The following is a 24302-nucleotide window of genomic DNA, read 5'->3' as shown; positions in this document are numbered from 1 at the left end:
CCTACGCGAGCGGTCCCGCGCCGGTCAGGACCGATTGTCACGAGGAACGGCGAGGCCGCGTCGTAGAACTCTACGACGCGGCCGTCCGTGCGTGGCGGAACGTATACGGTTCAGTGCGCTCCGACGCCGGTGAGGGACTTGACCTCCAGCTCCGCGTACTTGCCCTTGTCCGGCTCCTCCTTGGAGAGGACCGAGCCCAGCCAGCCGAGCAGGAAGCCGAGCGGGATGGAGACGAGCCCGGGGTTCTCCAGCGGGAACCAGTAGAAGTCGGCGCCCTTGAACATCGAGGTCGGCTTGCCGGAGACGACGGGCGAGAACAGGACCAGGACGACGGCGGAGACCAGACCGCCGTAGATCGACCAGAGCGCGCCCCGGGTGGTGAACCGCTTCCAGAAGAGCGAGTAGAGGATCGTCGGCAGGTTGGCGGAGGCGGCGACCGCGAAGGCGAGGGCCACCAGACCGGCGACGTTGAGGTCGCGGGCCAGGGCGCCGAGCGCGATGGAGACGACGCCGATGAGGACCGTCGCCCAGCGGGCGGCCCTCATCTCCTCCTTCTCCGTGGCCTTCCCGCGCCGGATGACGTTGGCGTAGATGTCGTGGGCGAAGGACGACGAGGAGGCCAGGGTCAGTCCGGCGACGACGGCGAGGATGGTGGCGAAGGCGACCGCCGAGATGACGGCGAGGAGGATCGCGCCGCCGGTGGAACCGGCTCCGCCGCCGACCTCCAGGGCCGCGAGCGGGGCGGCCGTGTTGCCGGCCTTGTTGGAGGCGACGATGTCGCCGTTCTTGAGCAGGGCGGCGGCGCCGAAGCCCAGGACGATCGTCATCAGGTAGAAGGCGCCGATGATGCCGATGGCCCAGTTGACCGACTTGCGGGCGGCCTTGGCGGTCGGGACGGTGTAGAAGCGGATCAGGATGTGGGGCAGGCCGGCCGTGCCGAGGACGAGCGCGATGCCGAGCGAGAGGAAGTCGAGCTTCGAGGTCGCGCTGACGCCGTACTTGAGGCCGGGCTCCAGGAACGCCTGCCCCTTGCCGCTGTTGGAGGCGGCCGCGCCGAGCAGTTCCGACAGGTTGAAGTGGAACTTCAGCAGGATGAGGAAGGTGATCAGGAGCGTGCCCGCGATGAGCAGGACGGCCTTGACCATCTGAACCCAGGTGGTGCCCTTCATGCCGCCGACGGTCACGTACACGATCATCAGGACGCCGACGAGGGCGACGATCGCGATCTTGCCGCCGTCGCTGGTGATGCCGAGCAGCAGCGAGACGAGGACGCCCGCTCCGGCCATCTGCGCGAGCAGGTAGAAGATCGAGACGACGATGGTGGAGGTGCCGGCGGCGGTGCGGACCGGGCGCTGGCGCATCCGGTAGGCGAGGACGTCGCCCATGGTGAACCGGCCGGAGTTGCGCAGCGGTTCGGCGACCAGGAGCAGGGCGACGAGCCAGGCGACGAGGAAGCCGATCGAGTAGAGGAAGCCGTCGTAGCCGAAGAGGGCGATGGCTCCGGCGATGCCGAGGAAGGACGCGGCGGACATGTAGTCGCCGGAGATCGCCAGGCCGTTCTGGAAGCCGGTGAACTGGCGTCCGCCGGCGTAGAAGTCGGCGGCGCTGCGGGTCTGCCGGCCGGCCCACACGGTGATGACGAGGGTCGCGATCACGAAGGCGCCGAACAGGGCGATGATCAGGGGCCGGTGCTCGCTGGTGGCGTTGCCCGCCGCGAGCAGGACGGGGGTGCTCATGCGTCGCCCTCCATACGGGACTTGATGGCCTCGGCCCGGGGGTCGAGCTTGTTCGCCGCGTGCCGCGAGTAGAGCCAGGCGATGAGGAACGTGGTGAGGAACTGGCCCAGGCCCAGGACGAGCGCCACGTTGACGTTGCCGAAGAGCTTGGTCCCCATGAAGCCGCCCGCGTAGTTGGAGAGCAGCACGTACAGCAGGTACCAGGCGATGAAGGCGAGGGTGAGGGGGAAGGCGAACGACCGGTACGTGCGGCGCAGTTCGCCGAACTCCGCGCCTTCCTGCACCTCGATGAACTGCTCCGTGGTGGGCGACGCGGGACCCTGCTCGGTCTCCGTGCCGTTGCGGGCTGGCGGCGGTGCTTCGGTAGCCACGGACTCTCCTCGTGACGCGGGGCGGACGGCTTGCTCGGAGGGGGCTCCACCGGGGTGCGGGAGCCGGGGTTCCGGGTGGAGCCCTCCCCTGCACAACGGCACGGAGGAGGAAGCGAAGCGGTTCACCCCGAGGATTTTCTCGGGCAGATCTTCATGAAGTCTTCTCAACTCATTGATCGGGAAGGAAGAACGGCGATAGCTTCACTCGTCATGCACCTGACCGCGCGTAAACCCGCGCGCGGCCAGTACATACGGATGATGTGGAGAACCCATGGCTCATCTGGGATCGAGGCGCGGCCGAGCTCTCGCTCTGCCCGTTGGTCTCGCGCTCACGGCCTCGCTCGGCTTCCTTCCCACCGGCGCCGCCACCGCCGCGGAACTGAGCGACGCCCCGGCGGCCTCCACCCCCGCGGCGAACGGGCCGGTCCTGTCGTACGTCGTGAACGTCGACGGGGGCCGCTCGGCCGCCAGGTCGGTGAAGAAGGCGATAGCCGCCGCGGGCGGCACGATCGTCGTCTCGTACGACCAGATAGGCGTGGTGGTCGTCCACTCGCAGAACCCGGAGTTCGCGCAGACGATACGCAAGGCGCGCGGCGTGGTGTCGGCCGGCGCGACCCGTACCGCTCCGCTCTCCGTACAGACCGACGACTCCGTCGGCGAGGGCGCGCAGACGCTGACCCGCGCCGAGGCCGAGGCCGCCGCGGCCCGGGCGACGGACGAGCAGGACGCGCTCGAGCCCCTCCAGTGGGACCTTCCGGCGATCAAGGCCGACAAGGCCCACCAGCGGACGCTCGGCAGCAAGCGCGTGACCGTCGGCGTCATCGACACGGGCGTGGACGACACCCACCCGGACCTGGCGCCGAACTTCAACGCCGCGAAGTCCGCCAACTGCGTGTCCGGCAAGCCGGACACCACCGCCGGCTCCTGGCGGCCGAACCCGGGCGAGAGCGACCACGGCACGCACGTCGCCGGCACGATCGCCGCCGCCAAGAACGGCACCGGCGTCACCGGTGTCGCGCCGGGCGTGAAGCTCGCCGGCATCAAGGTGTCCACCCCGGACGGCTTCTTCTACACGGAGGCCGTGGTCTGCGGCTTCGTGTGGGCGGCCGAGCACGGCATCGACATCACGAACAACAGCTACTACACCGACCCGTGGATGTTCGCGTGCAAGAACGACGCGGACCAGAAGGCCCTCATCGAGGCCGTCACCCGCGCCACCCGCTACGCGGAGCGCAGGGGCACGGTCAACGTCGCGGCGGCCGGCAACTCCAAGTTCGACCTGGCGGCCGACTCGATCCTCGACAACAGCAGCCCGAACGACTCCACGCCGGGCGACCGGGTCATCGACCCGAAGGAGTGCTTCGACTACCCGGCGATGCTGCCGGGCGTCGTCACCGTCTCCGCGACCGGGGCCAAGGACCTGAAGGCGTCCTACTCCAACTACGGTCTCGGCGTGATCGACGTCGCCGCCCCCGGCGGTGACCGCACCGAGTACCAGACCCCGGACGCCCCGGCGGTCAACGGCCGCATCCTGTCGACGACGGTGAACGGCGGGTACAACTACAAGGCCGGTACGTCGATGGCCTCGCCGCACGCGGCGGGCGTCCTGGCGCTCATCAAGTCGACGCACCCCCACGCGAGCCCGGCGGCGCTCAAGGCGCTGCTGTACGCGCAGGCCGACAAGCGCGCCTGCACCAACCCGTACGACATCGAGGGCGACGGGAAGGTCGACGCCGTCTGCGAGGGCGGCAAGAACAAGAACGGCTTCTACGGGGCCGGTCTGATCGACGCGCTCGACGCCGTCCGCCGGTAAACCGGAACGGCCGGGCCCCGGTGTGGTGTGCCACGCCGGGGCCCTTCGCGTGGCACCGGGTGCCATAGTGCGGGCATGGACACGACGGCGCGCACCGGTACGGATCTGTTGTGGTCGGCGCTCGGCGGCGAACCCGCCCTCGTCGACCGGGTGTCGTTCACGGGACCCCCGGGACTGCTGCCGGCCCGGCTGCCGGTGATGGCCCTGGCACGGGCCTCGGTCGCGGTCGCCGGGCTCGCGGCGATCGAGCGGGCGGGGCTCCCCGGCCCGGTCCGGGTGGACGACGGGGCCGTGGCCACGGCCTTCGTGAGCGAGCGCCACCTGCGGGTCGACGGGCGGGCCCCGGTGAACTTCGCGCCCCTCTCCCGCTTCTGGCGGGCCGCGGACGGCTGGGTCCGCACCCACGCCAACTACCCGCACCACCGGGCGGTGCTGCTCGCCGCCCTCGGCGTGCCGTCCGGGTCGGCCGAGGAGGTGGCGGCGGCGATCGGCGACCGGCGGGCCACCGAGGTCGAGACGGCGGTGTACGGGGCCGGGGGCCTGGCCGTCGCCCTGCGCACGCCCGGGGAGTGGGCGGCGCACCCGCAGGGCCGGGAGGTGGCGTCGCTGCCGCCGCTGACCCGGGAACGCCTCGACGAGACTCCGCCCCGGCGCCGTACGGGGCCGCTCCGGGTCCTGGACCTGACCCGGGTGCTCGCCGGGCCGGTCGCGACCCGGACGCTGGCGCTGCTCGGCGCGGACGTGCTGCGGATCGACCCGCCGGACCGTCCGGAGCTGCCGGACCAGCACGCGGACGCGAACGTCGGCAAGCGGACGGCCGCCCTCGACCTGGACCGTCCTTCGGACCGGCGCGCCTTCGGCGAACTGCTCGACGCGGCCGACGTGCTGGTGACCGGTTACCGGCCGGGCGCGCTCGACCGCTTCGGCCTCCACCGTCCGGGGCTCGTCACGGCCCGGGTCTCGGCCTGGGGCGACCGCGGGCCGTGGGGCGGGCGGCGCGGCTTCGACTCCCTGGTGCAGGCCGCGACCGGGATCGCCGTCGTGGAGGGTTCGGCGGAGGAGCCGGGCGCGCTGCCCGCGCAGGCGCTCGACCACGCCACCGGTTACCTCCTGGCGGCGGCGGTCCTGCGGTCGCTGACCGAGCAGGACCGGGAGGGCGGCACCCGGCTGGTCCGGGTCGCCCTCGCGCGGACGGGCCACTGGCTGACGCACGCGCTGCCGGGGTACGAACCCGGGGACCACCTCACCGAGTCGGAGGGCCCGCTGGGACGGCTGCGGCACGCGCTGTCGCCCGTCGCGTACGAGGGCGGCCCGACGGGCTGGTCGCGTCCGCCGGGCCTGCCCGGGGCGGACGCGCCGGTGTGGCTGTAGGACCTGCCCGGGGCGGTCGCGCCGGTGTGGCTGGAGGACCTGCCCGGGGCGGTCGCGCCGGTGTGGCTGGAGGACGCGTCCCGGGGCGGTCGCCGTCCGCCCGGGAAAGGGGGCGGCGGGCCCGCCCGGGGCCCCCGCCTCTCCCCCCTCCGCCTACCTCCCGCTCCGGGAGGCGCGGAGGACCCCCGCGGTCAGGAGGCACTGGGCGGCGGTGTAGGTCAGCATGATCCAGAAGTCGGGCACCGGCGGCTGCGGCCACGCGGCGACGCCGGTGGCGATGAGGGTGTCCGAGAGCAGGAACAGGGCGCCGCCGGCGCCGGCGAGGAGGCCGAGGGCGCTCGCGCGGTAGGCCGTGGCGGTGAGCAGCAGCGCGTACCCGCAGACGGGAATCCGCAGCTCGGCCGGGAGGCCCGGCCAGAGGAGCACGACGGTGCCGGCGAGGGCGGCCGCGTACAGGGCGCCGAGCGCCGGGGCCGTGCGCCGGCGGCCGAAGAGGGCCAGGTAGCAGACGTGCCCGGCGGCGAAGGAACCCATGCCGGCGAGGAAGGCCCCGTCGGCGTCGGAGAGCAGGAGGACGTCGCCGCCCCAGCCGAACAGGAGCGCGGCGAGCAGGAGCTTCGGGGCGCCCCGGACGGCGGCGTACGCGGCGAGCAGGGGCATCAGGAGCGGCTTGGCGATCTGGTGCCCCTGCTCGGCGCCGGCCAGCAGGGAGATCAGGTCGACGGCGGTCGCGAGCCCGAGGGCGGCGAGCAGCGCGCGGGGGAGGACGCCGGCGCGCGCGGCGGGCGGCGCGGTGACGGGGGCGCTCACGCGGCGGCCTCCGGGGCGGGCTCCCCGGCGGCGGGGCCGGGCTTCGGGGCCGGGGGCGGCCCGGGCTGCCAGCCGGGACCCCGGAAGAGCCTCCCGGCCCGTTCGCGCCAGTCGCTCGCGGCCCGCAGGTCGCGGGCGATCGCCGCGTACTCGTGGGTGGCGACCCGGAGCGGGTTGTAGGTCTCGATGTTCTTGGTGAGGCCGTAGACGGGCCGCTCGGTCTCGCCGACCCAGGAGCCGAACATCCGGTCCCAGACGATCAGGATGCCGCCGAAGTTCCGGTCCAGGTAGCCGCCCTGGGAGGCGTGGTGGACGCGGTGGTGGGAGGGGGTGTTGAAGACGTACTCGAAGGGCCGGGGCAGCGTGCCGACGCGCTCGGTGTGGATCCAGAACTGGTAGACGAGGTTGACCGAGTAGCAGAAGGCGACGGCCGCCGGGTGCACGCCGAGGGCGATCATCGGCAGGTAGAACGGCCAGGAGGTCACGCTGGTCCAGGGCTGGCGCAGGGCGGTGGTGAGGTTGAACCTGCGGCTGCTGTGGTGGACGACGTGGCAGGCCCAGAGGACGCGGACGACGTGGTGTCCACGGTGCTGCCAGTAGTAGAAGAAGTCCTGCGCGAGCAGCATGAGCGGGAGGGTCCACCAGAGGACGGGCACGCGGAGCGGGGTCAGCTCGTAGACGGCGGTGTAGATCGCCACCACGGGGATCTTCCACAGGGCGTCGAAGGCCAGGCTCCCCAGGCCCATGCCGACGCTGGTGGCGGCGTCCTTGGCCTCGTACCCGGCGGCCTCCTCGTCCGGACGGAGGCGGTGACTGATCATCTCCACGACGGTGAGCAGGACGAACGCCGGTATGGACCAGAGCACGACATCGGGCAGGTTCGGCATGCCGTCGACGGTAGAGGCGGGGGCCGGGGCGCGGCTAGACGTTGTTACCAACAAGTATGTGAGACGGGTTGTCAGCGGGCTTTGGCACCTTCCGACAAGGGGAATCCGGGCCACCGCCGCCGGGGGAAGGGGGTGCGCGGGGGCACCGGGGAGAGGAGTGTCGGTCCCGGCCCGTATCCTCAATGACCATGCCCGACGACCTCACGACAGCAGCAGCGTGGCCGGCCGCCTACCCGCAGGGGTACGCGGTCGTCGACGTGGAGACCACCGGCCTCGCCCGCGACGACCGGATAGTGTCGGCTGCCGTCTACCGGCTGGACGCCCGGGGGAACGTCGAGGACCACTGGTACACGCTCGTCAACCCCGAGCGCGACCCCGGCCCGGTGTGGATCCACGGGCTGACCGGCGACGCCCTGGAGGGCGCGCCGCTCTTCGCGGAGATCGCGCCCGAGTTCGCGGCCCGGCTCGACGGGCGGGTGCTCGTCGCGCACAACGCGATCTTCGACTGGCAGATGATCGCCCGGGAGTACGCGCGTGCGCGGTCCACCGCCCCCGTGCGCCAGCGCCTGTGCACGATCGCGCTCGCCAAGGAGCTGTCGCTGCCGCTGCCCAACCACAAGCTGGAGTCGCTCGCCGCGCACTTCGGCGTCGTGCAGCGGCGCGCGCACCACGCCCTCGACGACGCCCGGGTGCTCGCCGAGGCGTTCCGGCCGAGCCTGCACGCGGCGGCGGAGCGGGGCGTGCGGCTGCCGCTCCTGGAGTGCCGTCCGCTGACGGAGTGGAACTCCTCCCCGGCGGTCCCGGCCCCGTACCCCTCCCGGGCGAACAGCTGGCGCCCCTCGCGGAAGCGGCCCGCCTGCCCGTACCCCAACCCCGGCCGGTACGAGGCGGACAAGCCGCTCAAGCAGGGCATGCGGGTGGCGTTCTCCGGGGACACCTCCATCGACCGCGAGCTCCTGGAGGACCGCACCGCGGAGGCCGGCCTCCACGTGTCCGGCAGCGTCTCCCGGCTGACGAGCCTGCTGGTCACCAACGACCCGGACTCCGCCACCTCCAAGACCCTCAAGGCCAGGTCCTTCGGCACGCCCGTCGTGGACGAGGCCGCCTACACCCAGCTCCTGCGGGACGTGGCCCCGGCAGACGGGTGACGTCCGCGCCCGGGCGGGCGCGCCGGACCGCGTCCGCCCGCCGGGGACCCCACCCTGTGGCGCATGGCACGTTGTGAGGTCTGCGGAAACGACTACGGGATGTCCTTCGAGGTCCACGCCCAGGGCGCGGTCCACGTCTTCGACTGCTTCGCCTGCGCCATCCACCGCATGGCGCCGATCTGCGAGCACTGCCGGGTCCAGATCATCGGACAGGGCGTCGAGGTCGGGGGCAACTGGTACTGCGGCGGCCACTGCGCCCGCGCGGAGGGGAAGGTGGGCATCGTCGACAAGGTGTGAGGAAACGTTTCCCGAGACGGCCCCCGACGGGGCCGAACCCCCCGCGCGTACACCCCGTGGGCCGAGTTGTACCGTCATGGGGTGTACCGCTTCCTGTTGTCCCGGCAGTGGGTGATCCTCACCCTCGTGGCTCTGGTCCTCGTCCCGACGATGATCGAGCTGGGTTTCTGGCAGTTCCACCGGCACGAACGCCGGACCGCCCAGAACGCCCTGATCGCGGACAGCATCGCGGCGAAGCCCGTCCCGGTCGAGGAGCTCACCTCTCCCGGCCGCACCGTCCCGCGCGCCGTCTACTGGCGCCCGGTCACCGCCACCGGCACCTTCGACACCGCCCACGAGGTGGTCGTCCGCCGCCGCACCTCCTCCGACGACCGGGTGGGCGTGCACGTCCTGACCCCCCTGGTCCTGCGCGACGGCCGGGTCCTCCTGGTCAACCGCGGCTGGGTGCCGGCCGCCGCCGACCAGCGCTCCTACCCGCCGGTGCCGCCGGCCCCCCGGGGCGAGGTCACGATCACCGGCCGCCTCAAGGCGGACGAGACGACCGGCGCCAGCGGCATCAAGGACCTGAAGGGCCTGCCCGAGCGGCAGGTCATGCTGATCAACAGCCGGCAGCAGGCCGGGCTGATCGGCCGCGAGGTCCTGGGCGGCTACGTCGAGCAGATCGCGCCCGCACCGGCCGGCGGCACCATCGAGCCGGTCCCCGCGCCCGACCACGACTCCATCGGCTCCCACATGGCGTACGCCGTGCAGTGGTGGCTCTTCGCGGCCGGGGTGCCCGTCGGCTGGGTGATCCTGGTGCGCCGGGAGAAGCGCGACCGGGAGGAGGCGGCCGCCCCGGACGCCCCCGGACCGGACCCCTCCGGGGCACCGGAGCCGGACACCGCCGGGGCCGTTCCGTCCCGCTGACCGGACCGGCTCCCCGCCGCCGCCCCACCCGCCGGTCCGTCCGCCGGCCCACCGGTGGGACGCCGCCGCGCCCCCGCTGATTGACCGTCGCCGCATCAGGGAAAAGCCCGAGCGTGACGCAACACATCGACGACTACGCCCTCATCGGCGATCTCCAGACCGCCGCCCTCGTCGGCCGCGACGGATCGATCGACTGGCTGTGTCTGCCCCGGTTCGATTCGGCCGCCTGTTTCGCCGCCGTCCTCGGCGACGAGGAGAACGGCCACTGGCGGATCGCCCCCAAGGGCGCCACCACCTGCGCCTCCCGCCGGTACGCCGGGGACTCCCTCGTCCTGGAGACCTACTGGGAGACCCGCACCGGCACCGTCAAGGTCGTCGACTTCATGCCGCAGCGGGACACGTACCCCGACGTGATGCGGATCGTCGAGGGGATCAGCGGCAGCGTCGAGATGAGCGCCGTCCTGCGGCTCCGCTTCGACTACGGCTCGGTCGTGCCCTGGATGCGCCGGTCCGACGGGCACCGGGTGGCGGTCGCCGGACCGGACGCGGTCTGGCTGCGCAGCGAGCCGCACGTGAAGACCTGGGGCCAGCAGTTCTCCACCTGCTCCGCCTTCACCGTCACCGCCGGCCAGAAGGTGGCGTTCGTCCTGACCTGGCACCCCTCGCACAAGCCGCGCCCCCCTCTGGTCGACCCCTTCGAGGCCCTGGAGCAGTCGCTCGCGGACTGGCGGGAGTGGTCGGCCCGCTGCACCTACCGGGGCCCCCACCGCGAGGCGGTGCTGCGCTCCCTGATCACCCTCAAGGCGCTGACCTACGCCCCCACCGGTGGGATCGTCGCCGCCCCCACCACCTCCCTGCCGGAGGAGATCGGCGGCGTGCGGAACTGGGACTACCGCTCCTGCTGGCTGCGCGACTCCTCCCTCACCCTCGGCGCGCTGCTCGCCGCCGGCTACGTGGAGGAGGCGGCCGCCTGGCGGGACTGGCTGCTGCGCTCGGTCGCCGGCGACCCGGCCGACCTCCAGATCATGTACGGCCCGGCCGGGGAGAGACGGCTGCCCGAGACGACCCTGCCGTGGCTGCGGGGGTACGCCGGCTCGGCGCCGGTGCGGACCGGGAACGCGGCCGTGGACCAGTTCCAGCTCGACGTGTACGGCGAGGTCATGGACTCGCTCAACCGCGCGCGGGAGGCCGGCATCCCGGCGGAGCGGCACGCCTGGAACCTCCAGCTGAGCCTGCTGGGGTTCCTGGAGTCGACCTGGCGGGAGCCCGACGAGGGCCTGTGGGAGGTGCGCGGGCCGCGCCGCCACTTCACCCACTCCAAGGTGATGGCCTGGGTGGCCGCCGACCGGGCCGTGCGCACCCTGGAGGCCGACCCCTCGCTGCCGGGGGACGCGGCGCGGTGGCGGGCCATGCGGGACGACATCCACGCCCAGGTGTGCGACAAGGCGTACGACCCGGTGCGCAACACCTTCACCCAGTCCTACGGTTCGCGGGAGCTGGACGCCGCCACCCTGCTCATCCCCCAGGTCGGCTTCCTGCCGCCGGAGGACCCCCGGGTGGTGGGCACGGTGGACGCGGTCAGGGCGGAGCTGACGCACGACGGCTACGTGCGGCGGTACAGCGCCGACTCGACGGCGGTGGACGGGCTGCCGGGACAGGAGGGCACCTTCCTGGTCTGCTCGTTCTGGCTGGCGGACGCGCTGCGCCTGACCGGGCGGACCGAGGAGGCGCGCGAGCTGTTCGAGCGGCTCGTCGGGCTCGGCAACGACGTGGGTCTCCTCGCGGAGGAGTACGACCCGGCGACCGGGCGCCAGCTCGGCAACTTCCCGCAGGCCTTCAGCCACATCGGCCTGGTGGGCACGGCGTTCGCGCTGGCCGGGGAGGAGGAGGACCCGGCAGGATAGGGCCATGGATCTTGGACTGAAGGACCGTGTGTACGTGGTGACCGGCGCGACGCGGGGGCTCGGCCGGGCCTCGGCGGAAGCGCTGCTCGCGGAGGGCGCCAAGGTGCTGGTGACCGGGCGCGAGGAGGAGACGGTCGCCGGGGCCGTGGAGGCGCTGGGACCGGGCGCGGCCGGGATCGCGGCCGACAACGCCGACCCGGGGACCCCGGCCCGGCTGATCGCGGAGGCGCGGTCCCGGTTCGGCGGCTTCGACGGCGTCCTGATCAGCGTCGGCGGCCCGGCGCCCGGCTTCGCGGCGGACAACACCGACGAGCAGTGGGCCGCCGCCTTCGACACCGTCTTCCTGGGGGCGGTCCGGCTGGCCCGCGCGGCGGCCGAGGCGCTCGGCGAGGGCGGGGTGATCGGCTTCGTCCTGTCCGGCTCGGTCCACGAGCCGATCCCCGGCCTGGCCCTCTCCAACGGGCTGCGCCCGGGGCTCGCCGGCTTCGCCAAGTCCCTGGCCAACGACCTGGGGCCGCGCGGGGTGCGGGTGGTCGGACTGCTGCCGAGCCGGATCGACACGGACCGGGTGCGCTCCCTGGACGCGCTCTCCGGGGACGCGGAGGCGGCCCGCGCGGCGAACGAGGCGGCGATCCCGCTGCGCCGGTACGGCACGCCGGAGGAGTTCGGGCGGACGGCGGCGTTCCTGCTGTCGCCGGCCGCCTCGTACCTGACGGGCCTGATGCTGCCGGTGGACGGCGGGGCCCGCAGCGGCTTCTGAACCGCCCGGTTCTTCCCGGCCCTCTCCGGCTTTTTCGGTCCGTCCCCGCCCGGCCCTTCCCCACCCGGCCCCGGCGGGCCCGGCGGCCGGTCCGCCGCCGGCCTCAGGAGACCCGGCGGGCCCGGTGCTTCACCGCGCGCAGACGCGCCTCGGTGGGCAGGGACGACAGGCCCGTCGCGGTGCGGGCGTGGGCGAGGGCCCGGGTGCTGAGGGTGGTGAGCACGTCGCCCGGCGAGGCGTGCGGTTCGAGCTGGAGCCGTGCCCGGGCGCGCGGGGCGTCCCGGCGGCCGGTGAGGGAGAACCGGGCGCGGGCGACGCCGTCCTGGTCGGCGGTGTCCGCCTCCAGGACGTCCTCCAGGGCCCGGCCGCGCAGGCTCGCCTCCTCGCCGTCGCCGCTGTCGACGACGACCTCGGAGAGCCGGGCCCGGCGGAACTGGGCGATCAGCCACCAGAGGGCGAGCAGGACGATCACGCCGAGGACGGCGATGACCACCGGCCACCACCAGCCCTCGTCCCGCCAGCGCTGCCGGTCGGCGGTGGTGAGCAGCACGTCGGAGGGGCCCGACCAGGGCCACCAGGACGGTACGGACAGCCGGGCGGCGGCCGCGAGGACGGACCCGCCGAGGAGGACGAGGATCAGCCCGGCGAGTCCGAGCAGGACACGGTTGACTCGGCGGAGGACGACGGTCACCTGGCGGTCCTTTCCTGGGGTGTCGGCGTCTTGTCCCGGGGGGTCATCGGCTCATCCCTTCTCGGGCGGCCGGGTCACCCGGACCTTCGGCACGGGCGGGCGGGCGAGGCCGAGGTCGCGGATGCCGGCGCCCACCGCCCGCTCCAGGTCGGCGCGGACCTCGTCGAGGGCCCGGAAGTGCGAGACCGCCCGGACGGTGGCCCGGGAGCGGCGGACGCGCACCCGGGCGGAGCGGACGCCGGAGACCTCCATGGCGCGGTCCCGCAGGGCGAGGGCGGCGGCGTCGCGGTCGAGCCCGGCCCGCACGTCGGTGTGCTCGCGGCGCATCGGGAGGACGGACCGCAGCCCGGGGGTGAGGGCCAGGAGCAGGAGCCAGAGGCCGAGGAGCGCGGCGACGGAGGCGCCCGCGAGGACCCACGCCGAGTCGAGCGGGCGGGTCGCGAGGCCGTCGGCCGTCGCCTTGCGCCAGGCCATGGCGGGGTGGTCGGCCCGTACGGCCGCCACGTCGTAGAGGAGGAGGCCCGCCCCGCCGAGGACGACGGCGGCGAGCAGGGCCGCCGGGACGCGCCGCACCGACCAGAAGCGGCGGGCGCGGGCCGCGGGGGCGGGAGGAGGGGTGCCTGGCTCTTCGGACCCGGCGGGGGAAGGGGCCCGTTCCTGGGTGGTGGTCATGACAGGCGGCCCTTCGGTGAGTCGTCGCGGGTGAGCGCGGAGTGGAGGCGCTCCACGCGGACGGTCACCTCGTGGACCTCCATGCCCGCCAGGTGTTCCACCCGGCTGCGGACCCTGCTCCGGACGGCGCCGCACCGGCGGCCGATGTCGGAGGGGTAGTCGAGTTCGAGGTCGATCGCGATCCGGGCGGCGTTCCGGTGGACGTCGACCGAGGCGTGGGGCTTCGAGCCGCCCCTCGGAACGGCGCCCAGGGCCTCCCGGGCCGCCCTGGCGGCGATCTTCGCGACCACCCGGTCGGCGACGTCGGTCGCTCCCCGGTCACGCACCGGGTCCCGTGCCGCGTCCGCCGCCGGGGTCGCTGCCAGCTCCGTCGACACCCCGAGTCACCGCCGCCGGTCGCCGCGCGCCCGGAACAGATCGCCGGGTTCGAGGTCCCCGTCGAGGAAGCGACCGGCCACGAAGCCGATCGCTCCGAGGGCCGCGATCAGCAGAAACGCTCCGAAGCCGCCGAAGTACCCGGCGAAGCCGAGAGCCATGCCGGCCAGCAGGCCGACCACCGCCATGCTCATGTACGAGTCCCTTTCCTGGCCCTGATCACCGGGTTCCGGCGTTCGCCGGAGGCGCTGTCGGGGGTGTCCGCCGGAGGTTGCCGCTCACTGGAGACGACGCTGGTCCTCGTCGCCGCTGTCGTCGTCATCGTCGTCGTCGGGCAGTTTCACGTCGCTGACGGCGATGTTGACCTCCACGACCTCCAGGCCGGTCATCCGTTCCACGGCGTTGATGACGTTCTCCCGGACACCACCCGCGACGTCGGAGATGGCGTAGCCGTACTGGATCACGATCTCCAGGTCGAGCGCGGTCTGCACCTCGCCGACCTCGGCCTTCACGCCTCGGGTGACGTTCGACTTGCTGCCGCCCCCGGGGACCTTGTCGCGTACGGCGCCGAAGGTGCGGGAGAAGCCGCTGCCCATGTCGTGGACGCCGTCGACGTCCCGGGCCGCGAGGCCGGCGATCTTCTCCACCACCCCGTCGGCGATGGTCGTCTTGCCCCGGGTGGCGGCGGAACCGCTCCGCTTGACCAGGGGAGAGCGGCGCGTCTCGTCGGTCGTGGAGCCGCCGGAGTGCGTGGTGTCCGTCATGGGTTTCGCCCCTTCTGGGTTATTTCGGGGTTCTTCGCTCACATTAAGGCCGGTTTCCCCGATTCGCTCGGGTAATGCGGCAGTCTGGGGGAATGACGACGGCTGAGGGTTGGACGGCGGCGGTCCGGGACCGCCTCGCACCGGGCAGGCTGCTGCCGCTGGGAACGGCGGAGGACGGCGCCTGGATCACGGAACGCGCGGTACGGCAGGTTCTCGACCGGACCGCCGCGACGGTGAGGGGGGTGGTGCCCGGCACGCTCCGGGTCGGCCCCGATCCCGACGGGGAGCGGGGTCCCGAACCGCTTCCGGTGCCACCGGGCGCGGTGCCGCCCGGTGCGCTGCGGATCACCGCGCACTTCGGGGCGGTGTCGGGCCGGCCGCTTCCGGAGCTGACCGAGGAACTGCGGGCGGCCCTGCTCGGGGCGGCGGCGGACGGAATCGGGCTCGCGGTGACCGCCGTGGACCTGCGGGTGACGGACCTGCTCGACGCGCCGCCGGGCGGGGAACCGGCCGCTCCCCCGCCGGGCCGGCCCTCGCCCGCGACGGACGACCCGGTGGCCCTGGCGGTCCTGCGGGTCGAGGGCGTGGCGGGCGTGACGGACGCGCTGGGTCCGCCCGTGCGGCGGAGCGGGGACGGGCTCCGGGTCGAACTGGCCGTGACGGCGGGCCGCCGCCCGCTGGACGTGGCCCGTGCCGCCCGGAACGCCGCGACCGCGGCCGCCGAAGGGGCGGCCGCGGTCACGGTGCTGGTGTCGGAACTGCGCTGAGCGGCGTGCCGGCCGGTGCCGCGCCCCGGCGCGCGGCACCGGCCGCGCGCCGGGCCCGGAGGGTCGTCAGTCGCCGAGGCCCGCGAGGTCGCGCAGACGGCGGGCCTGGGCGGCGCGCTCGGCCGCGCGCTGCTCCTCGTAGGAGCGGCCGGAGACGCCCCGGAGGAGCGCCTTGGTCTCGTTGACCGCGTCACGGGGCGCCGCGAGCAGGGCGGCGGAGAGGTCCCGCACGGCGGCGTCGAGCTCACCGGCGGGCACGGCCAGGTTGGCCAGGCCGATGCGCTCGGCCTCGTCCGCCTCCACGAAGCGGCCGGTGGCGCAGATCTCGAGGGCGCGGGCGTAGCCCACGAGCGAGACGAGCGGGTGCGTGCCGGTGAGGTCCGGGACGAGGCCCAGGCTGGTCTCGCGCATGGCGAACCGCACGTCCTCGGCGACGATCCGCAGGTCGCAGGCGAGGGCGAGCTGGAAGCCCGCGCCGATGGCGTGCCCCTGGACGGCCGCGATCGACACGATGTCGCCGCGGCGCCACCAGGTGAACGCCTCCTGGTACTCGGCGATGACCGCGTCGAGGTCCTCGTCGGAACCGCGGGCCAGGTCGAGGAAGGACGGCTCCCCGTCGAAGCCCTCGGGCGTGAACGCCTGCCGGTCGAGCCCCGCGGAGAAGGACACGCCCTCTCCGCGCAGGACGACGACCCGCACGCTGCCCGGCAGCGACCGTCCGGCTTCCGTCAACGCCCGCCACAGAGCGGGAGACTGGGCGTTGCGCTTCGCCGGGTTGGTCAGGGTCACCGTGGCAACGGCGTCTTCGACGGTGAGCCGCACACCGTCCTTGTCGAGTACGGGCTCAGAGTCGTCGAACGTGGTCATGGAGCGCCTCCGGTTCCGGTGCAGCACTGCGTCAGATGCTAAGTGACTGCACAGTAACCACCTGGCCGGAGGCAGCGCCGACCGGGTGGCCACCGGGGGACCCGGTGGCCCGGTCGGGCCGCCCCGGCGTCAGGCCGAGGCCGCCTTCTTGCCCCGTGTCGCTCCGCCGCGTCCGCGCAGCGTGACTCCGGACTCGCTGAGCATCCGGTGGACGAATCCGTAGGAGCGGCCGGTTTCCTCGGCCAGCGCCCGGATGCTCGCACCGGAGTCGTACTTCTTCTTCAGGTCTGCCGCGAGCTTGTCGCGCGCGGCGCCGGTCACCCGGCTGCCCTTCTTCAGAGTCTCGGCCACCCGTGCCTCCTCATGGGAAGTGCGCTCTGGACTTCTCATGATCACCCCTCGCGTCCGTCCTGGCCACCCATTCGACGAGGTCCGTGCCGCTTCGTCGGCGGACGAGTACGGCATCATCACGACCGGAAGCTCACGTTCCGCATGATCGAGCGGGCCTTCTCGCTCCGGACGCGGGAGGAAGTGCCAGGTCAGCGCGGGGGCGGGGACACACGTACGGCGCGGGCCCGCCGGAAGGATTCGGCAGGGCACCGCGCCGGCGGGTACGAGACGTCCTCACTCAGATGAAGGACCGTCCATGAGCCGAATGATCCAGTCCCCGGTGATCGTTCCGGCTCCGGAGGACCCGGCGGGAGGCCCGTCGAGCCGTCCCCCGGGCCTCCCGGAAAATCAGGCGAGGGCCACCAGGTCCGCGTAGTCCGCGCCCCACAGGTCCTCGACGCCGTCCGGGAGCAGGATGATCCGCTCCGGGTCGAGCGCCTCGACGGCGCCCTCGTCGTGGGTGACGAGGACCACGGCGCCCTTGTACGTGCGCAGCGCGCCGAGGATCTCCTCGCGGCTGGCCGGGTCCAGGTTGTTGGTGGGCTCGTCCAGGAGCAGCACGTTCGCCGAGGAGACGACCAGGGTCGCCAGGGCCAGCCGGGTCTTCTCGCCGCCGGAGAGCACCCCGGCCGGCTTGTCGACGTCGTCGCCCGAGAAGAGGAAGGAGCCGAGCGTCTTGCGCACCTCGACCAGGTCCAGGTCGGGCGCGGCCGAGCGCATGTTCTCCAGGACGGTCCGGTCGGGGTCGAGCGTCTCGTGCTCCTGCGCGTAGTAGCCGAGCTTCAGGCCGTGGCCCGGGGTGACCTCGCCGGTGTCGGGCTGCTCGACGCCCCCGAGGAGGCGCAGCAGGGTCGTCTTGCCGGCACCGTTGAGGCCGAGGATGACGACGCGCGAGCCCTTGTCGATCGCCAGGCTCACGTCGGTGAAGATCTCCAGGGAGCCGTACGACTTGGAGAGCCCCTCGGCCGTCAGCGGGGTCTTGCCGCAGGGCGCCGGCTCGGGGAAGCGGAGCTTGGCGACCTTGTCGGAGGCGCGCACCGCCTCCAGGCCGGAGAGGAGCCGCTCGGCGCGCTTGGCCATGTTCTGCGCGGCGACGGTCTTGGTCGCCTTGGCGCGCATCTTGTCGGCCTGCGAGTTGAGGGCCGCCGCCTTCTTCTCGGCGTTCTGGCGTTCGCGCCTGCGCCGCTTCTCGTCGGCCTCGCGCTGCTGCTGGTAGAGCTTCCAGCCCATGTTGTAGACGTCGATCACGGAGCGGTTGGCGTCCAGGTAGAAGACCTTGTTGACGACGGTCTCGACCAGGTCGACGTCGTGGGAGATGACGATGAAGCCGCCCCGGTAGGTCTTCAGGTAGTCGCGCAGCCAGACGATGGAGTCGGCGTCGAGGTGGTTCGTCGGCTCGTCCAGGAGGAGCGTGTCGGCGTCCGAGAAGAGGATGCGGGCGAGCTCGACGCGGCGGCGCTGACCACCGGAGAGGGTGTGCAGCGGCTGGCCGACGACGCGGTCCGGCAGGCCGAGGGCGGCGGCGATGGTGGAGGCCTCGGCCTCGGCCGCGTACCCGCCCTTGGTCAGGAACTCGGTCTCCTGGCGTTCGTACTGGCGCAGGGCCTTCTCGCGGGTGGCGCCGGAGCCGGTGGCGATGCGCTCCTCGTTCATCCGCATCTTCTTGAGGAGGGTGTCGAGACCCCGGGCGGAGAGGATGCGGTCGCGGGCCAGGACGTCGAGGTCGCCGGTGCGCGGGTCCTGCGGCAGGTAGCCGACCTCACCGGAGCGGGTGATCGTCCCCGCGGCGGGCTGTCCCTCGCCCGCGAGGCACTTGGTGAGGGTGGTCTTGCCCGCTCCGTTGCGGCCGACCAGGCCGATGCGGTCGCCCTTGGCGACGCGGAAGGAAGCGGACTCGATGAGGACACGGGCACCGGCGCGCAGCTCGATGCCGGAAGCGGTGATCACGGACAGACTCCAGAGCGGTGGGGAACGGCGGAAGGACGGGGTGGAGGGCTTCGACGCCGCTAATGCACGGGGAGAATGGCCATACGGCCAGTCTAACGGGCCCATGCAACTGGTTTTCGGCCGCGCGGGCGCGCCCCCCTGGGCCCGGGGGCGCGCCCGGTGTCTTCCGGGGTCCCACCGGCGCATCGCAGAAGGGGCGGGGGGTAGAAGGGCGTCCGATACTCGGCGCGGGGGCGGTCACCGCCCCCGCGGACACGTGGAGGGTGGTGGACCGTGCAGTTCGACGACGACGCCGATCTGGACACCTCGGAGGTCAACGACGTCCGGGGCAGTCGCATCCCGGGCGGCGGGGCGACCATCGGCGGCGGCATCGTCGGCCTCGTCGCGCTGGTCCTGGGGCTGTTCTTCGGCGTGGGCCCGGACCAGCTGGGACTCTCCGACGGGGGCGACCAGCCGGCCGCGACCTCCTCCTCGGCGGCGCAGGTGAGCCGGACCTGCAAGAAGGGCTCCGACGCCAACGCGCGCGAGGACTGCCGGATCGTGGCGGTCGTCAACAGCGTGCAGGACTACTGGCGGGGCGAGTACCCGCGCCGGGGCGGCCGCTACACCACGGCCCCCACCGAACTGTTCACCCAGCGGGTCGGGACCGCGTGCGGCACCGCGACCTCGGCGGTGGGCCCGTTCTACTGCCCCGGCGACCGGCAGGTCTACCTCGACCTGGACTTCTTCGACGAGCTGCGCACCAAGTTCGGGGCGAGCGGCGGCCCCTTCGCCCAGGCGTACGTGGTGGCGCACGAGTACGGCCACCACGTCCAGAACCTGATGGGGACGCTGGACCGGGCCCAGGACGGCCGGACCGGCGAGAACTCCAACTCCGTCCGGGTCGAGCTGCAGGCCGACTGCTACGCGGGCGTGTGGGCGCGGCACGCGACGACCACGCCCGACGAGAAGACGGGCAGGCCCCTGCTGACGAAGCTCACCGACCAGGACATCCAGGACGGCCTGAACGCGGCGGCCGCGGTGGGCGACGACCGCATCCAGGAGAAGTTCCAGGGCCGGGTGACGCCGGAGAGCTGGACCCACGGTTCGGCGGCGCAGCGGCAGCAGTGGTTCTACGAGGGCTACCGGAGCGGCGACATGGCCCGCTGCGACACCTTCCGCTGACCGGACGCGGGGCCCGGCGCGGCGGAGCGGCCGCGCCGGGCCCCTTCCGTCCCCCGGCGGCCGCGCCTCACGCTCCCCCGGTGTGGACCTGGAAGGCGGCCCTGCGGACCGCCTTGGCCAGGGCCGGGTCCGGGTGGGCGGCGGCGAGGGCGACCAGGACCTGGACGGTGCGGGGGTGACCGACCGCCCTGACCTCGTCGAGCAGCGCGGGGACGGTGCCCTGCACGGCGGTGTCGAGGTGGCGGACGAGCAGCGCGCTCTCCCCGTGGTCGGCGACGGCCGCGGCGGTGTCCACCCAGAGCCAGGTCGCCTCCTCGCGGGTCAGCACCTCCTGGGCGTCGTCGGGGTCGGCCCCCTCGTACTCGGCGAGCCAGAGCAGCGCGTACGGGCGCAGCGAGGGCTCGGCGGCGCCGGCCCGCACCTCGGCCTCGGCGGGGGCCCCGACGACCCGGAGTGCCTCGAAGGCGAGGCCGCGCAGCAGGGCGTCCTCGCCCCGGGCGACGGCGAGGAGCTCGCTCACGGCACTGGAGAGGGTGCGGGCCGCGAGCCAGGCGCGGTACTCGTCGCGGGCCGGGCCCGGGGTGAGCCGGGCGCAACCGCGCAGCATGTCCTCGGCGGACCGCTCGATGTTGCCCGCGGGGCTCTGCGCGGCGACGCAGATCTGCTCCAGCTTGACCCACACGGCCCAGTTGCCGAGCGGGGTCAGGGTGGCGTGACGCCCGTCCGCGCCGGAGTCCAGGGTGAGGGCGCCGACGGCGGCCAGGCCCTCCAGGGCCCAGTCGAGGAGGGCGGGAAGTCCGTCGGTGTCCCCCTCGGCGGGGTCCTCCGGCGCCTGTTCGGGCGCCGGGACCTCGCAGCGCTCCCCGCGCAGTTCGACGACCCGCTGGCCGAGGAGGTCGAGGAGGGCCGGGAAGGGGACCGGGCCCTGGGAGAGCTGGAGCAGCGAGAGGACCTGCGGAAGGGCCTCGACGACCTCGGCGACGGAGCCCGGGGCGACCCCCTCGGGGGCCGGGTGCACCAGGGACCAGGCGTCGAAGAGGGCGACCCAGCCGCGCAGGACGGCGGAGTCGTCGCGGTCCCAGGCCCGCAGCCGCCAGCCGGGGCGGGCGGTGTCGCCGTGGAGTTCGACGAGTCCGGCGAGCCGGGCGCGGTCCCAGCCCGCCCGGACCTGTCCGGGCGTCAGGTCCAGTGCGGCGGCGGCCCGTTCCCGGACGGGGACGGCCCCGGGGCCGGCGGCCGGCGCGGTGGCGCACTCGGCGGCGGCCCAGCGGGCGATCCGTACGGCGTCGGCGAGGACGTGCCGGGCCTGGCGGGCGAGTTCCGCGCGGGGCGGGGTGCCCTCGGGCGGCCTCGGCGCCGGCCGGGTGCGCCGGTTCGTCACGGCCCGTCGGGCGGTGGCCAGCGCCCGAGGGCGGACGAGTCGGAGTCTGGAGTTGCGCGCCAATGGTTCATCGGGCTTTCGAGACGTCACGGGGGCAGTCTTCCCGCTGACGGCCCGAAAGCCCAATCGGAATCGTCCGGCCTGCCGGAACCGGGGCGGGGACCCGTCCCGGGGCGGGTCCCGGGCCGGGGCCGCCCCGGGCGGGCCGGCCTCAGAGCAGGGGGGTGAGGAAGCGGCGGAGGGACTCCTCGTAGCGGGACGGGTCGGGGTTCCACATGGCCGCGTGCGGGGCGTCCCGGACGGTCCGGAGGCTGATCGGGCCGGGGTGGCGGGCCGCGAGGTCGACGGACGGCTCCCAGGGGGCGACGGTGTCCCCCGGGCCGTGGAAGAGGAGGACCGGGGCGAGCAGGGCGCCCGGCGCCGAGACGGCGCGGAGGCGGTCGCCGTGCGGGCCGGTCCTGCCCTCGGCGGCCCGGACGGCGAACGGGGCCAGGGGGCCGGGGACGTGGCGGGCCGCCGCGAGGGTGCGGAGGGTGACCTCCCAGTCCAGGACGGGGGAGTCGAGGACGAGGCCGGCGATCCGGTCGCGCACCCCCGACTCGGCGGCGGCGCGCAGGGCCATCCACGCCCCGGTCCCCCAGCCGTGCAGGACGATCTTCTCGGCGCCCCGGCGGACGGCGTACCGGAGGGCGGCGTCGGCGTCGCGCCACTCGGAGTCGCCGAGGTGGCTGAGGCCGCCGGGGGCGGCGGGCGCCCCCGCGTCGCCGCGGTAGGTGGGGACGAGGACGGGGATCTGGCGCCGGTGGTAGAAGGGGACGACGTTCAGCGGGTGCTCGCGGGTGGCGCCGAGGCCGTGCAGGGCGATCACCCAGAAGGAGCGCGGGGCGGGCACGAGCCAGGCGGGCAGGGGGCCGAGTTCGCCCGGGATCTCCACGTCCTCGTGGGCGAGCCCGAGGGCGGTCGTCGGCGTTCCCCGGTGCAGGGCGGGGGTGAGCCGGACGCGGGCGCCGGGGCCGGGGGTGCCCAGCTCGACCCGTTCCAGGCGCCGGACGACGGTGTCGGCGGTGTGCGGGGCGTGGCCGAGGACGGGGCCGAGGACGGCGTGCAGGCCGGGGGCCTCCATGCCGTACGTGCCGGGCCGCAGCGAGGCGAGGCTGCGGGTGAGGGTGATCCGGTCGGGGGCCGTGGCGTGCACGGTCAGTCTCGGATCACCGGGCAGGGGCCGTTCGGACGGCACCTTGAGGGCGAGGTCGCTGGCGTACCGGGCGGCCGCCACCGCGGCCGCGCCGACACCGATGAGGGTGGTGACGGCCGTTGCCGTCGCTGTAACCGGGCGCACGCTCCCAGTGTCCGCAGGGAGGGGGCGGACTGCCACCCGACGGGCGGAGCGGGACGAAAAGGGCGACCCGTACGGACCCGGACGGATCGCCCGGGGCGGGGCGCGGGCCCCGGGGGCGGGACCGCCGCCCCCGGGAGGCGCGGGCGCCCGCGCCGCGGGAGGCGCCCCGGGGGCCCCTCCGGGCCGTAAGCGGAATCTCCCGGCACCGGATAGGGACACCACGCCGCCCGCCCCAGTTCATCTTCCGTTCATCCAGGTTGCTTACGTTCGACGAGCCACTGACGTCAAACGATTGCCTGGGTAAATGGAACACATCACGCTGCTGCTCGCCATTGTGGTCGTGACAGCTCTCGTGTTCGATTTCACGAACGGTTTCCACGACACCGCCAACGCGATGGCCACGACCATCTCGACCGGTGCGCTCAAGCCCAAGACGGCGGTGGCCATGTCCGCCGTGCTGAACCTCGTCGGCGCGTTCCTGTCGGTGGAGGTCGCCAAGACGATCTCCGGCGGGATCATCAACGAAGAGGGCATCCGCACCGAGGTCATCTTCGCCGCGCTGGTCGGCGCCATCCTGTGGAACCTGCTGACCTGGCTGCTCGGACTCCCGTCCAGCTCCTCCCACGCCCTCTTCGGCGGCCTCATCGGCGCCGCGGTCATGTCGGCCGGCTGGTCGGCCGTGAACGGCTCCACCATCGTCACCAAGGTCCTCATCCCCGCCGTCGCCGCGCCCGTCGTCGCCGGTCTCGCCGCGATGCTGGCCACGAGGCTGACGTACAGGATCGGCGCGAAGACCGACGAGAAGCACACCGCCAAGGGCTACCGGGCCGGCCAGATCGCCTCCGCCGGTCTCGTCTCGCTCGCCCACGGCACCAACGACGCCCAGAAGACCATGGGCATCATCACCCTGGCCCTGGTCACCCAGGGCGTCGTCGCCCCCGGCTCCAACCCGCCGTTCTGGGTCGTCGTCTCCGCCGGCGTCGCGATCGCCCTCGGCACCTACCTCGGCGGCTGGCGCATCATCCGCACCATGGGCAAGGGCCTCACCGACCTCCGGCCGCAGCAGGGCTTCGCCGCCCAGACCGGCGCCGCCACGGTCATCCTGGCCTCCTCGCACCTCGGCTTCTCCCTCTCCACCACCCAGTCCTGCTCGGGTGCCGTGATGGGCGCGGGCCTCGGCCGCAAGGGCGGTGTCGTCCGCTGGTCGACCGCGACCCGGATGTTCGTCGCCTGGGGCCTGACCCTGCCCGCCGCGGGCGTGGTCGGCGCCGGCGCCGAGTTCCTCACCCAGCAGGGCCCCTGGGGCATCGCCGCCGTCGCGGTCCTGCTGATCGCCGGATCGGCCGTGATCTGGTCGCTCTCCCGCCGCAAGCCGGTCGACCAGCACAACGTCACGGCCGACGACCTCGACGCCGACGAGCCCGCGGGCGTGGTGACCACCGCCATCGCGGCCGTCGTCCCGCCGCCGGCCGGCTCCGTCGCCGCCGTCACCGACGAGGACCTCAAGGCCACCATCCCCGCCCCGGCCCCCACCGACCCGACCGCTCCCCCGGCCCCGGCCGCGACGGTCTAAGGAACGAACGACATGAAGATCGACTGGGCAGCCCTCGGCTCCGTCTTCGGAGTCAGCCTCGTGGCCACCGTCGCCCTGGTGGGCCTCTTCGCCCTCGGCGTCGTCGGCCTCGCCAAGCAGGAGGAGGCCGCCGCGCGGGGAGGCTCCGGCGTCCTGGCCCGCACCGGCGCCTACGCCTGTTTCGGACTGTGCCTCGCGGCCGTGGCGTACGGCATCCACCTGATCGTCGCCTGACGCTCCCCGCTCCGCCGGCCGGGCGGTCCGCACCTCCGGGTGCGGACCGCCCCGGTTGCGGGGTGGGGGGCGAGCCCCCACAGTGGCCCCCCACGGGGAAGGGGGGGGGGGAGCCCGTGTCGGGGGCGGGGTGGG

25 protein-coding genes are annotated in these 24302 nt (G+C 73.9%); 11 read left to right on the top strand and 14 right to left on the bottom strand.

Features of this window, described 5'->3' with window-relative positions; genetic code table 11:
• Positions 1–110: 110 nt before the first annotated feature.
• Positions 111–1736, bottom strand: coding sequence for a solute symporter family protein (locus tag ACZ3IL_RS21900; protein ID WP_467392425.1), 1626 nt, complete (start codon positions 1734–1736; stop codon positions 111–113).
• Entirely contained in the window at positions 1733–2107 is a 375-nt protein-coding gene (locus ACZ3IL_RS21895; RefSeq protein ID WP_467392423.1) for a DUF485 domain-containing protein, read from the bottom strand. Before ACZ3IL_RS21895 ends, ACZ3IL_RS21900 begins: the two co-directional genes overlap by 4 nt.
• 271 nt (positions 2108–2378) lie before the next feature.
• Here ACZ3IL_RS21895 and ACZ3IL_RS21890 point away from each other — a divergent pair, with 271 nt between their 5' ends.
• Positions 2379–3920, top strand: coding sequence for a S8 family peptidase (locus ACZ3IL_RS21890; RefSeq protein WP_467392421.1), 1542 nt, complete (start codon positions 2379–2381; stop codon positions 3918–3920).
• A gap of 75 nt (positions 3921–3995) precedes the next feature.
• The gene (locus ACZ3IL_RS21885) at positions 3996–5291 is read left to right on the top strand and encodes a CoA transferase (protein WP_467392419.1); all 1296 of its coding nucleotides are present in this window, start codon (positions 3996–3998) and stop codon (positions 5289–5291) included.
• 153 nt (positions 5292–5444) lie between these two features.
• Here the strand turns inward: ACZ3IL_RS21885 and ACZ3IL_RS21880 are convergent, their stop codons facing one another.
• Both ACZ3IL_RS21880 and ACZ3IL_RS21875 read right to left on the bottom strand, forming a co-directional pair.
• The gene (locus ACZ3IL_RS21880) at positions 5445–6101 is read right to left on the bottom strand and encodes a lysoplasmalogenase (RefSeq protein ID WP_467392417.1); all 657 of its coding nucleotides are present in this window, start codon (positions 6099–6101) and stop codon (positions 5445–5447) included.
• Entirely contained in the window at positions 6098–6988 is an 891-nt protein-coding gene (locus ACZ3IL_RS21875) for a sterol desaturase family protein (RefSeq protein ID WP_467392415.1), read from the bottom strand. Before ACZ3IL_RS21875 ends, ACZ3IL_RS21880 begins: the two co-directional genes overlap by 4 nt.
• A gap of 182 nt (positions 6989–7170) precedes the next feature.
• Here ACZ3IL_RS21875 and ACZ3IL_RS21870 point away from each other — a divergent pair, with 182 nt between their 5' ends.
• From ACZ3IL_RS21870 to ACZ3IL_RS21850, 5 genes are all read left to right on the top strand, one after another.
• The gene (locus ACZ3IL_RS21870) at positions 7171–8136 is read left to right on the top strand and encodes a DEDDh family exonuclease (protein ID WP_467392413.1); all 966 of its coding nucleotides are present in this window, start codon (positions 7171–7173) and stop codon (positions 8134–8136) included.
• A gap of 63 nt (positions 8137–8199) precedes the next feature.
• Positions 8200–8433 carry a hypothetical protein gene (locus tag ACZ3IL_RS21865; RefSeq protein WP_467392411.1) on the top strand — a complete coding sequence of 78 codons (234 nt, stop codon included), beginning with the start codon at positions 8200–8202 and terminating at the stop codon, positions 8431–8433.
• A gap of 81 nt (positions 8434–8514) precedes the next feature.
• Positions 8515–9339 carry an SURF1 family cytochrome oxidase biogenesis protein gene (locus ACZ3IL_RS21860; RefSeq protein WP_467392409.1) on the top strand — a complete coding sequence of 275 codons (825 nt, stop codon included), beginning with the start codon at positions 8515–8517 and terminating at the stop codon, positions 9337–9339.
• Between the two features lie 113 nt (positions 9340–9452).
• Complete coding sequence (locus tag ACZ3IL_RS21855) at positions 9453–11243, top strand: glycoside hydrolase family 15 protein (protein WP_467392407.1); 1791 nt, start codon at positions 9453–9455, stop codon at positions 11241–11243.
• A 4-nt stretch (positions 11244–11247) separates the two neighbouring features.
• Positions 11248–12003 carry an SDR family oxidoreductase gene (locus tag ACZ3IL_RS21850; protein ID WP_467392405.1) on the top strand — a complete coding sequence of 252 codons (756 nt, stop codon included), beginning with the start codon at positions 11248–11250 and terminating at the stop codon, positions 12001–12003.
• A gap of 103 nt (positions 12004–12106) precedes the next feature.
• Here ACZ3IL_RS21850 and amaP read toward each other — a convergent pair whose 3' ends face one another.
• The 5 genes from amaP to ACZ3IL_RS21825 all read right to left on the bottom strand — a co-directional run bounded on the left by amaP (position 12107) and on the right by ACZ3IL_RS21825 (position 14505).
• On the bottom strand, positions 12107–12694 hold the full coding sequence (amaP, locus tag ACZ3IL_RS21845; RefSeq protein WP_467392403.1) for an alkaline shock response membrane anchor protein AmaP: 588 nt from the start codon (positions 12692–12694) through the stop codon (positions 12107–12109).
• Positions 12695–12745: 51 nt separating this feature from the next.
• Positions 12746–13366 carry a DUF6286 domain-containing protein gene (locus tag ACZ3IL_RS21840; protein WP_467392401.1) on the bottom strand — a complete coding sequence of 207 codons (621 nt, stop codon included), beginning with the start codon at positions 13364–13366 and terminating at the stop codon, positions 12746–12748.
• Positions 13363–13743 (bottom strand): Asp23/Gls24 family envelope stress response protein, encoded by a 381-nt coding sequence (locus ACZ3IL_RS21835; RefSeq protein ID WP_467392399.1) that lies wholly within the window; start codon positions 13741–13743, stop codon positions 13363–13365. Before ACZ3IL_RS21835 ends, ACZ3IL_RS21840 begins: the two co-directional genes overlap by 4 nt.
• Before the next feature lie 6 nt (positions 13744–13749).
• The gene (locus ACZ3IL_RS21830; protein ID WP_467392397.1) at positions 13750–13935 is read right to left on the bottom strand and encodes a hypothetical protein; all 186 of its coding nucleotides are present in this window, start codon (positions 13933–13935) and stop codon (positions 13750–13752) included.
• 84 nt (positions 13936–14019) lie between these two features.
• On the bottom strand, positions 14020–14505 hold the full coding sequence (locus ACZ3IL_RS21825) for an Asp23/Gls24 family envelope stress response protein (protein ID WP_467392395.1): 486 nt from the start codon (positions 14503–14505) through the stop codon (positions 14020–14022).
• 92 nt (positions 14506–14597) lie between these two features.
• Here ACZ3IL_RS21825 and ACZ3IL_RS21820 point away from each other — a divergent pair, with 92 nt between their 5' ends.
• Entirely contained in the window at positions 14598–15272 is a 675-nt protein-coding gene (locus ACZ3IL_RS21820) for a hypothetical protein (protein WP_467392393.1), read from the top strand.
• 66 nt (positions 15273–15338) lie between these two features.
• On the opposite strand, the gene ACZ3IL_RS21815 is transcribed toward ACZ3IL_RS21820, so the two are convergent.
• From ACZ3IL_RS21815 to ACZ3IL_RS21805, 3 genes are all read right to left on the bottom strand, one after another.
• Positions 15339–16139: an enoyl-CoA hydratase/isomerase family protein gene (locus ACZ3IL_RS21815; protein WP_467392391.1), complete on the bottom strand. Its 801-nt coding sequence runs from the start codon at positions 16137–16139 to the stop codon at positions 15339–15341.
• 129 nt (positions 16140–16268) lie between these two features.
• On the bottom strand, positions 16269–16490 hold the full coding sequence (locus ACZ3IL_RS21810) for a helix-turn-helix domain-containing protein (protein ID WP_006123601.1): 222 nt from the start codon (positions 16488–16490) through the stop codon (positions 16269–16271).
• Positions 16491–16877: 387 nt separating this feature from the next.
• A complete protein-coding gene (locus ACZ3IL_RS21805; protein WP_467392390.1) occupies positions 16878–18476 on the bottom strand; it encodes an ABC-F family ATP-binding cassette domain-containing protein in 1599 nt (532 codons plus the stop codon).
• Between the two features lie 273 nt (positions 18477–18749).
• Here ACZ3IL_RS21805 and ypfJ point away from each other — a divergent pair, with 273 nt between their 5' ends.
• Positions 18750–19640 carry a KPN_02809 family neutral zinc metallopeptidase gene (gene ypfJ / locus ACZ3IL_RS21800; protein ID WP_467392388.1) on the top strand — a complete coding sequence of 297 codons (891 nt, stop codon included), beginning with the start codon at positions 18750–18752 and terminating at the stop codon, positions 19638–19640.
• Between the two features lie 67 nt (positions 19641–19707).
• Here ypfJ and ACZ3IL_RS21795 read toward each other — a convergent pair whose 3' ends face one another.
• Both ACZ3IL_RS21795 and ACZ3IL_RS21790 read right to left on the bottom strand, forming a co-directional pair.
• The gene (locus ACZ3IL_RS21795; RefSeq protein WP_467392386.1) at positions 19708–21111 is read right to left on the bottom strand and encodes a hypothetical protein; all 1404 of its coding nucleotides are present in this window, start codon (positions 21109–21111) and stop codon (positions 19708–19710) included.
• A gap of 121 nt (positions 21112–21232) precedes the next feature.
• A complete protein-coding gene (locus ACZ3IL_RS21790; RefSeq protein WP_467392384.1) occupies positions 21233–22360 on the bottom strand; it encodes an alpha/beta hydrolase in 1128 nt (375 codons plus the stop codon).
• 304 nt (positions 22361–22664) lie between these two features.
• On the opposite strand from ACZ3IL_RS21790, the gene ACZ3IL_RS21785 reads away from it, so the two are divergent.
• Both ACZ3IL_RS21785 and ACZ3IL_RS21780 read left to right on the top strand, forming a co-directional pair.
• On the top strand, positions 22665–23933 hold the full coding sequence (locus ACZ3IL_RS21785; protein WP_467392382.1) for an inorganic phosphate transporter: 1269 nt from the start codon (positions 22665–22667) through the stop codon (positions 23931–23933).
• A gap of 12 nt (positions 23934–23945) precedes the next feature.
• Positions 23946–24167: a hypothetical protein gene (locus ACZ3IL_RS21780; protein WP_467392380.1), complete on the top strand. Its 222-nt coding sequence runs from the start codon at positions 23946–23948 to the stop codon at positions 24165–24167.
• Positions 24168–24302 lie beyond the last annotated feature (135 nt).

The sequence above is a fragment of the Streptomyces sp. NPDC014907 genome (genome assembly GCF_055562975.1).
This window is presented reverse-complemented; position numbering and strand designations above follow the sequence as displayed.

Bases quoted from the DNA above. Each gene is read 5' to 3' on its own strand.
- ACZ3IL_RS21830 (WP_467392397.1), bottom strand. From the start codon at position 13,935: ATGAGCATGGCGGTGGTCGGCCTGCTGGCCGGCATGGCTCTCGGCTTC.
- ACZ3IL_RS21840 (WP_467392401.1), bottom strand. From the start codon at position 13,366: ATGACCACCACCCAGGAACGGGCCCCTTCCCCCGCCGGGTCCGAAGAG.
- ACZ3IL_RS21875 (WP_467392415.1), bottom strand. From the start codon at position 6,988: ATGCCGAACCTGCCCGATGTCGTGCTCTGGTCCATACCGGCGTTCGTC.
- ACZ3IL_RS21820 (WP_467392393.1), top strand. From the start codon at position 14,598: ATGACGACGGCTGAGGGTTGGACGGCGGCGGTCCGGGACCGCCTCGCA.
- ACZ3IL_RS21900 (WP_467392425.1), bottom strand. From the start codon at position 1,736: ATGAGCACCCCCGTCCTGCTCGCGGCGGGCAACGCCACCAGCGAGCAC.
- ACZ3IL_RS21825 (WP_467392395.1), bottom strand. From the start codon at position 14,505: ATGACGGACACCACGCACTCCGGCGGCTCCACGACCGACGAGACGCGC.
- ACZ3IL_RS21890 (WP_467392421.1), top strand. From the start codon at position 2,379: ATGGCTCATCTGGGATCGAGGCGCGGCCGAGCTCTCGCTCTGCCCGTT.
- ACZ3IL_RS21785 (WP_467392382.1), top strand. From the start codon at position 22,665: ATGGAACACATCACGCTGCTGCTCGCCATTGTGGTCGTGACAGCTCTC.
- ACZ3IL_RS21850 (WP_467392405.1), top strand. From the start codon at position 11,248: ATGGATCTTGGACTGAAGGACCGTGTGTACGTGGTGACCGGCGCGACG.
- ACZ3IL_RS21815 (WP_467392391.1), bottom strand. From the start codon at position 16,139: ATGACCACGTTCGACGACTCTGAGCCCGTACTCGACAAGGACGGTGTG.
- ACZ3IL_RS21885 (WP_467392419.1), top strand. From the start codon at position 3,996: ATGGACACGACGGCGCGCACCGGTACGGATCTGTTGTGGTCGGCGCTC.
- ACZ3IL_RS21865 (WP_467392411.1), top strand. From the start codon at position 8,200: ATGGCACGTTGTGAGGTCTGCGGAAACGACTACGGGATGTCCTTCGAG.
- ACZ3IL_RS21870 (WP_467392413.1), top strand. From the start codon at position 7,171: ATGACCATGCCCGACGACCTCACGACAGCAGCAGCGTGGCCGGCCGCC.
- ACZ3IL_RS21780 (WP_467392380.1), top strand. From the start codon at position 23,946: ATGAAGATCGACTGGGCAGCCCTCGGCTCCGTCTTCGGAGTCAGCCTC.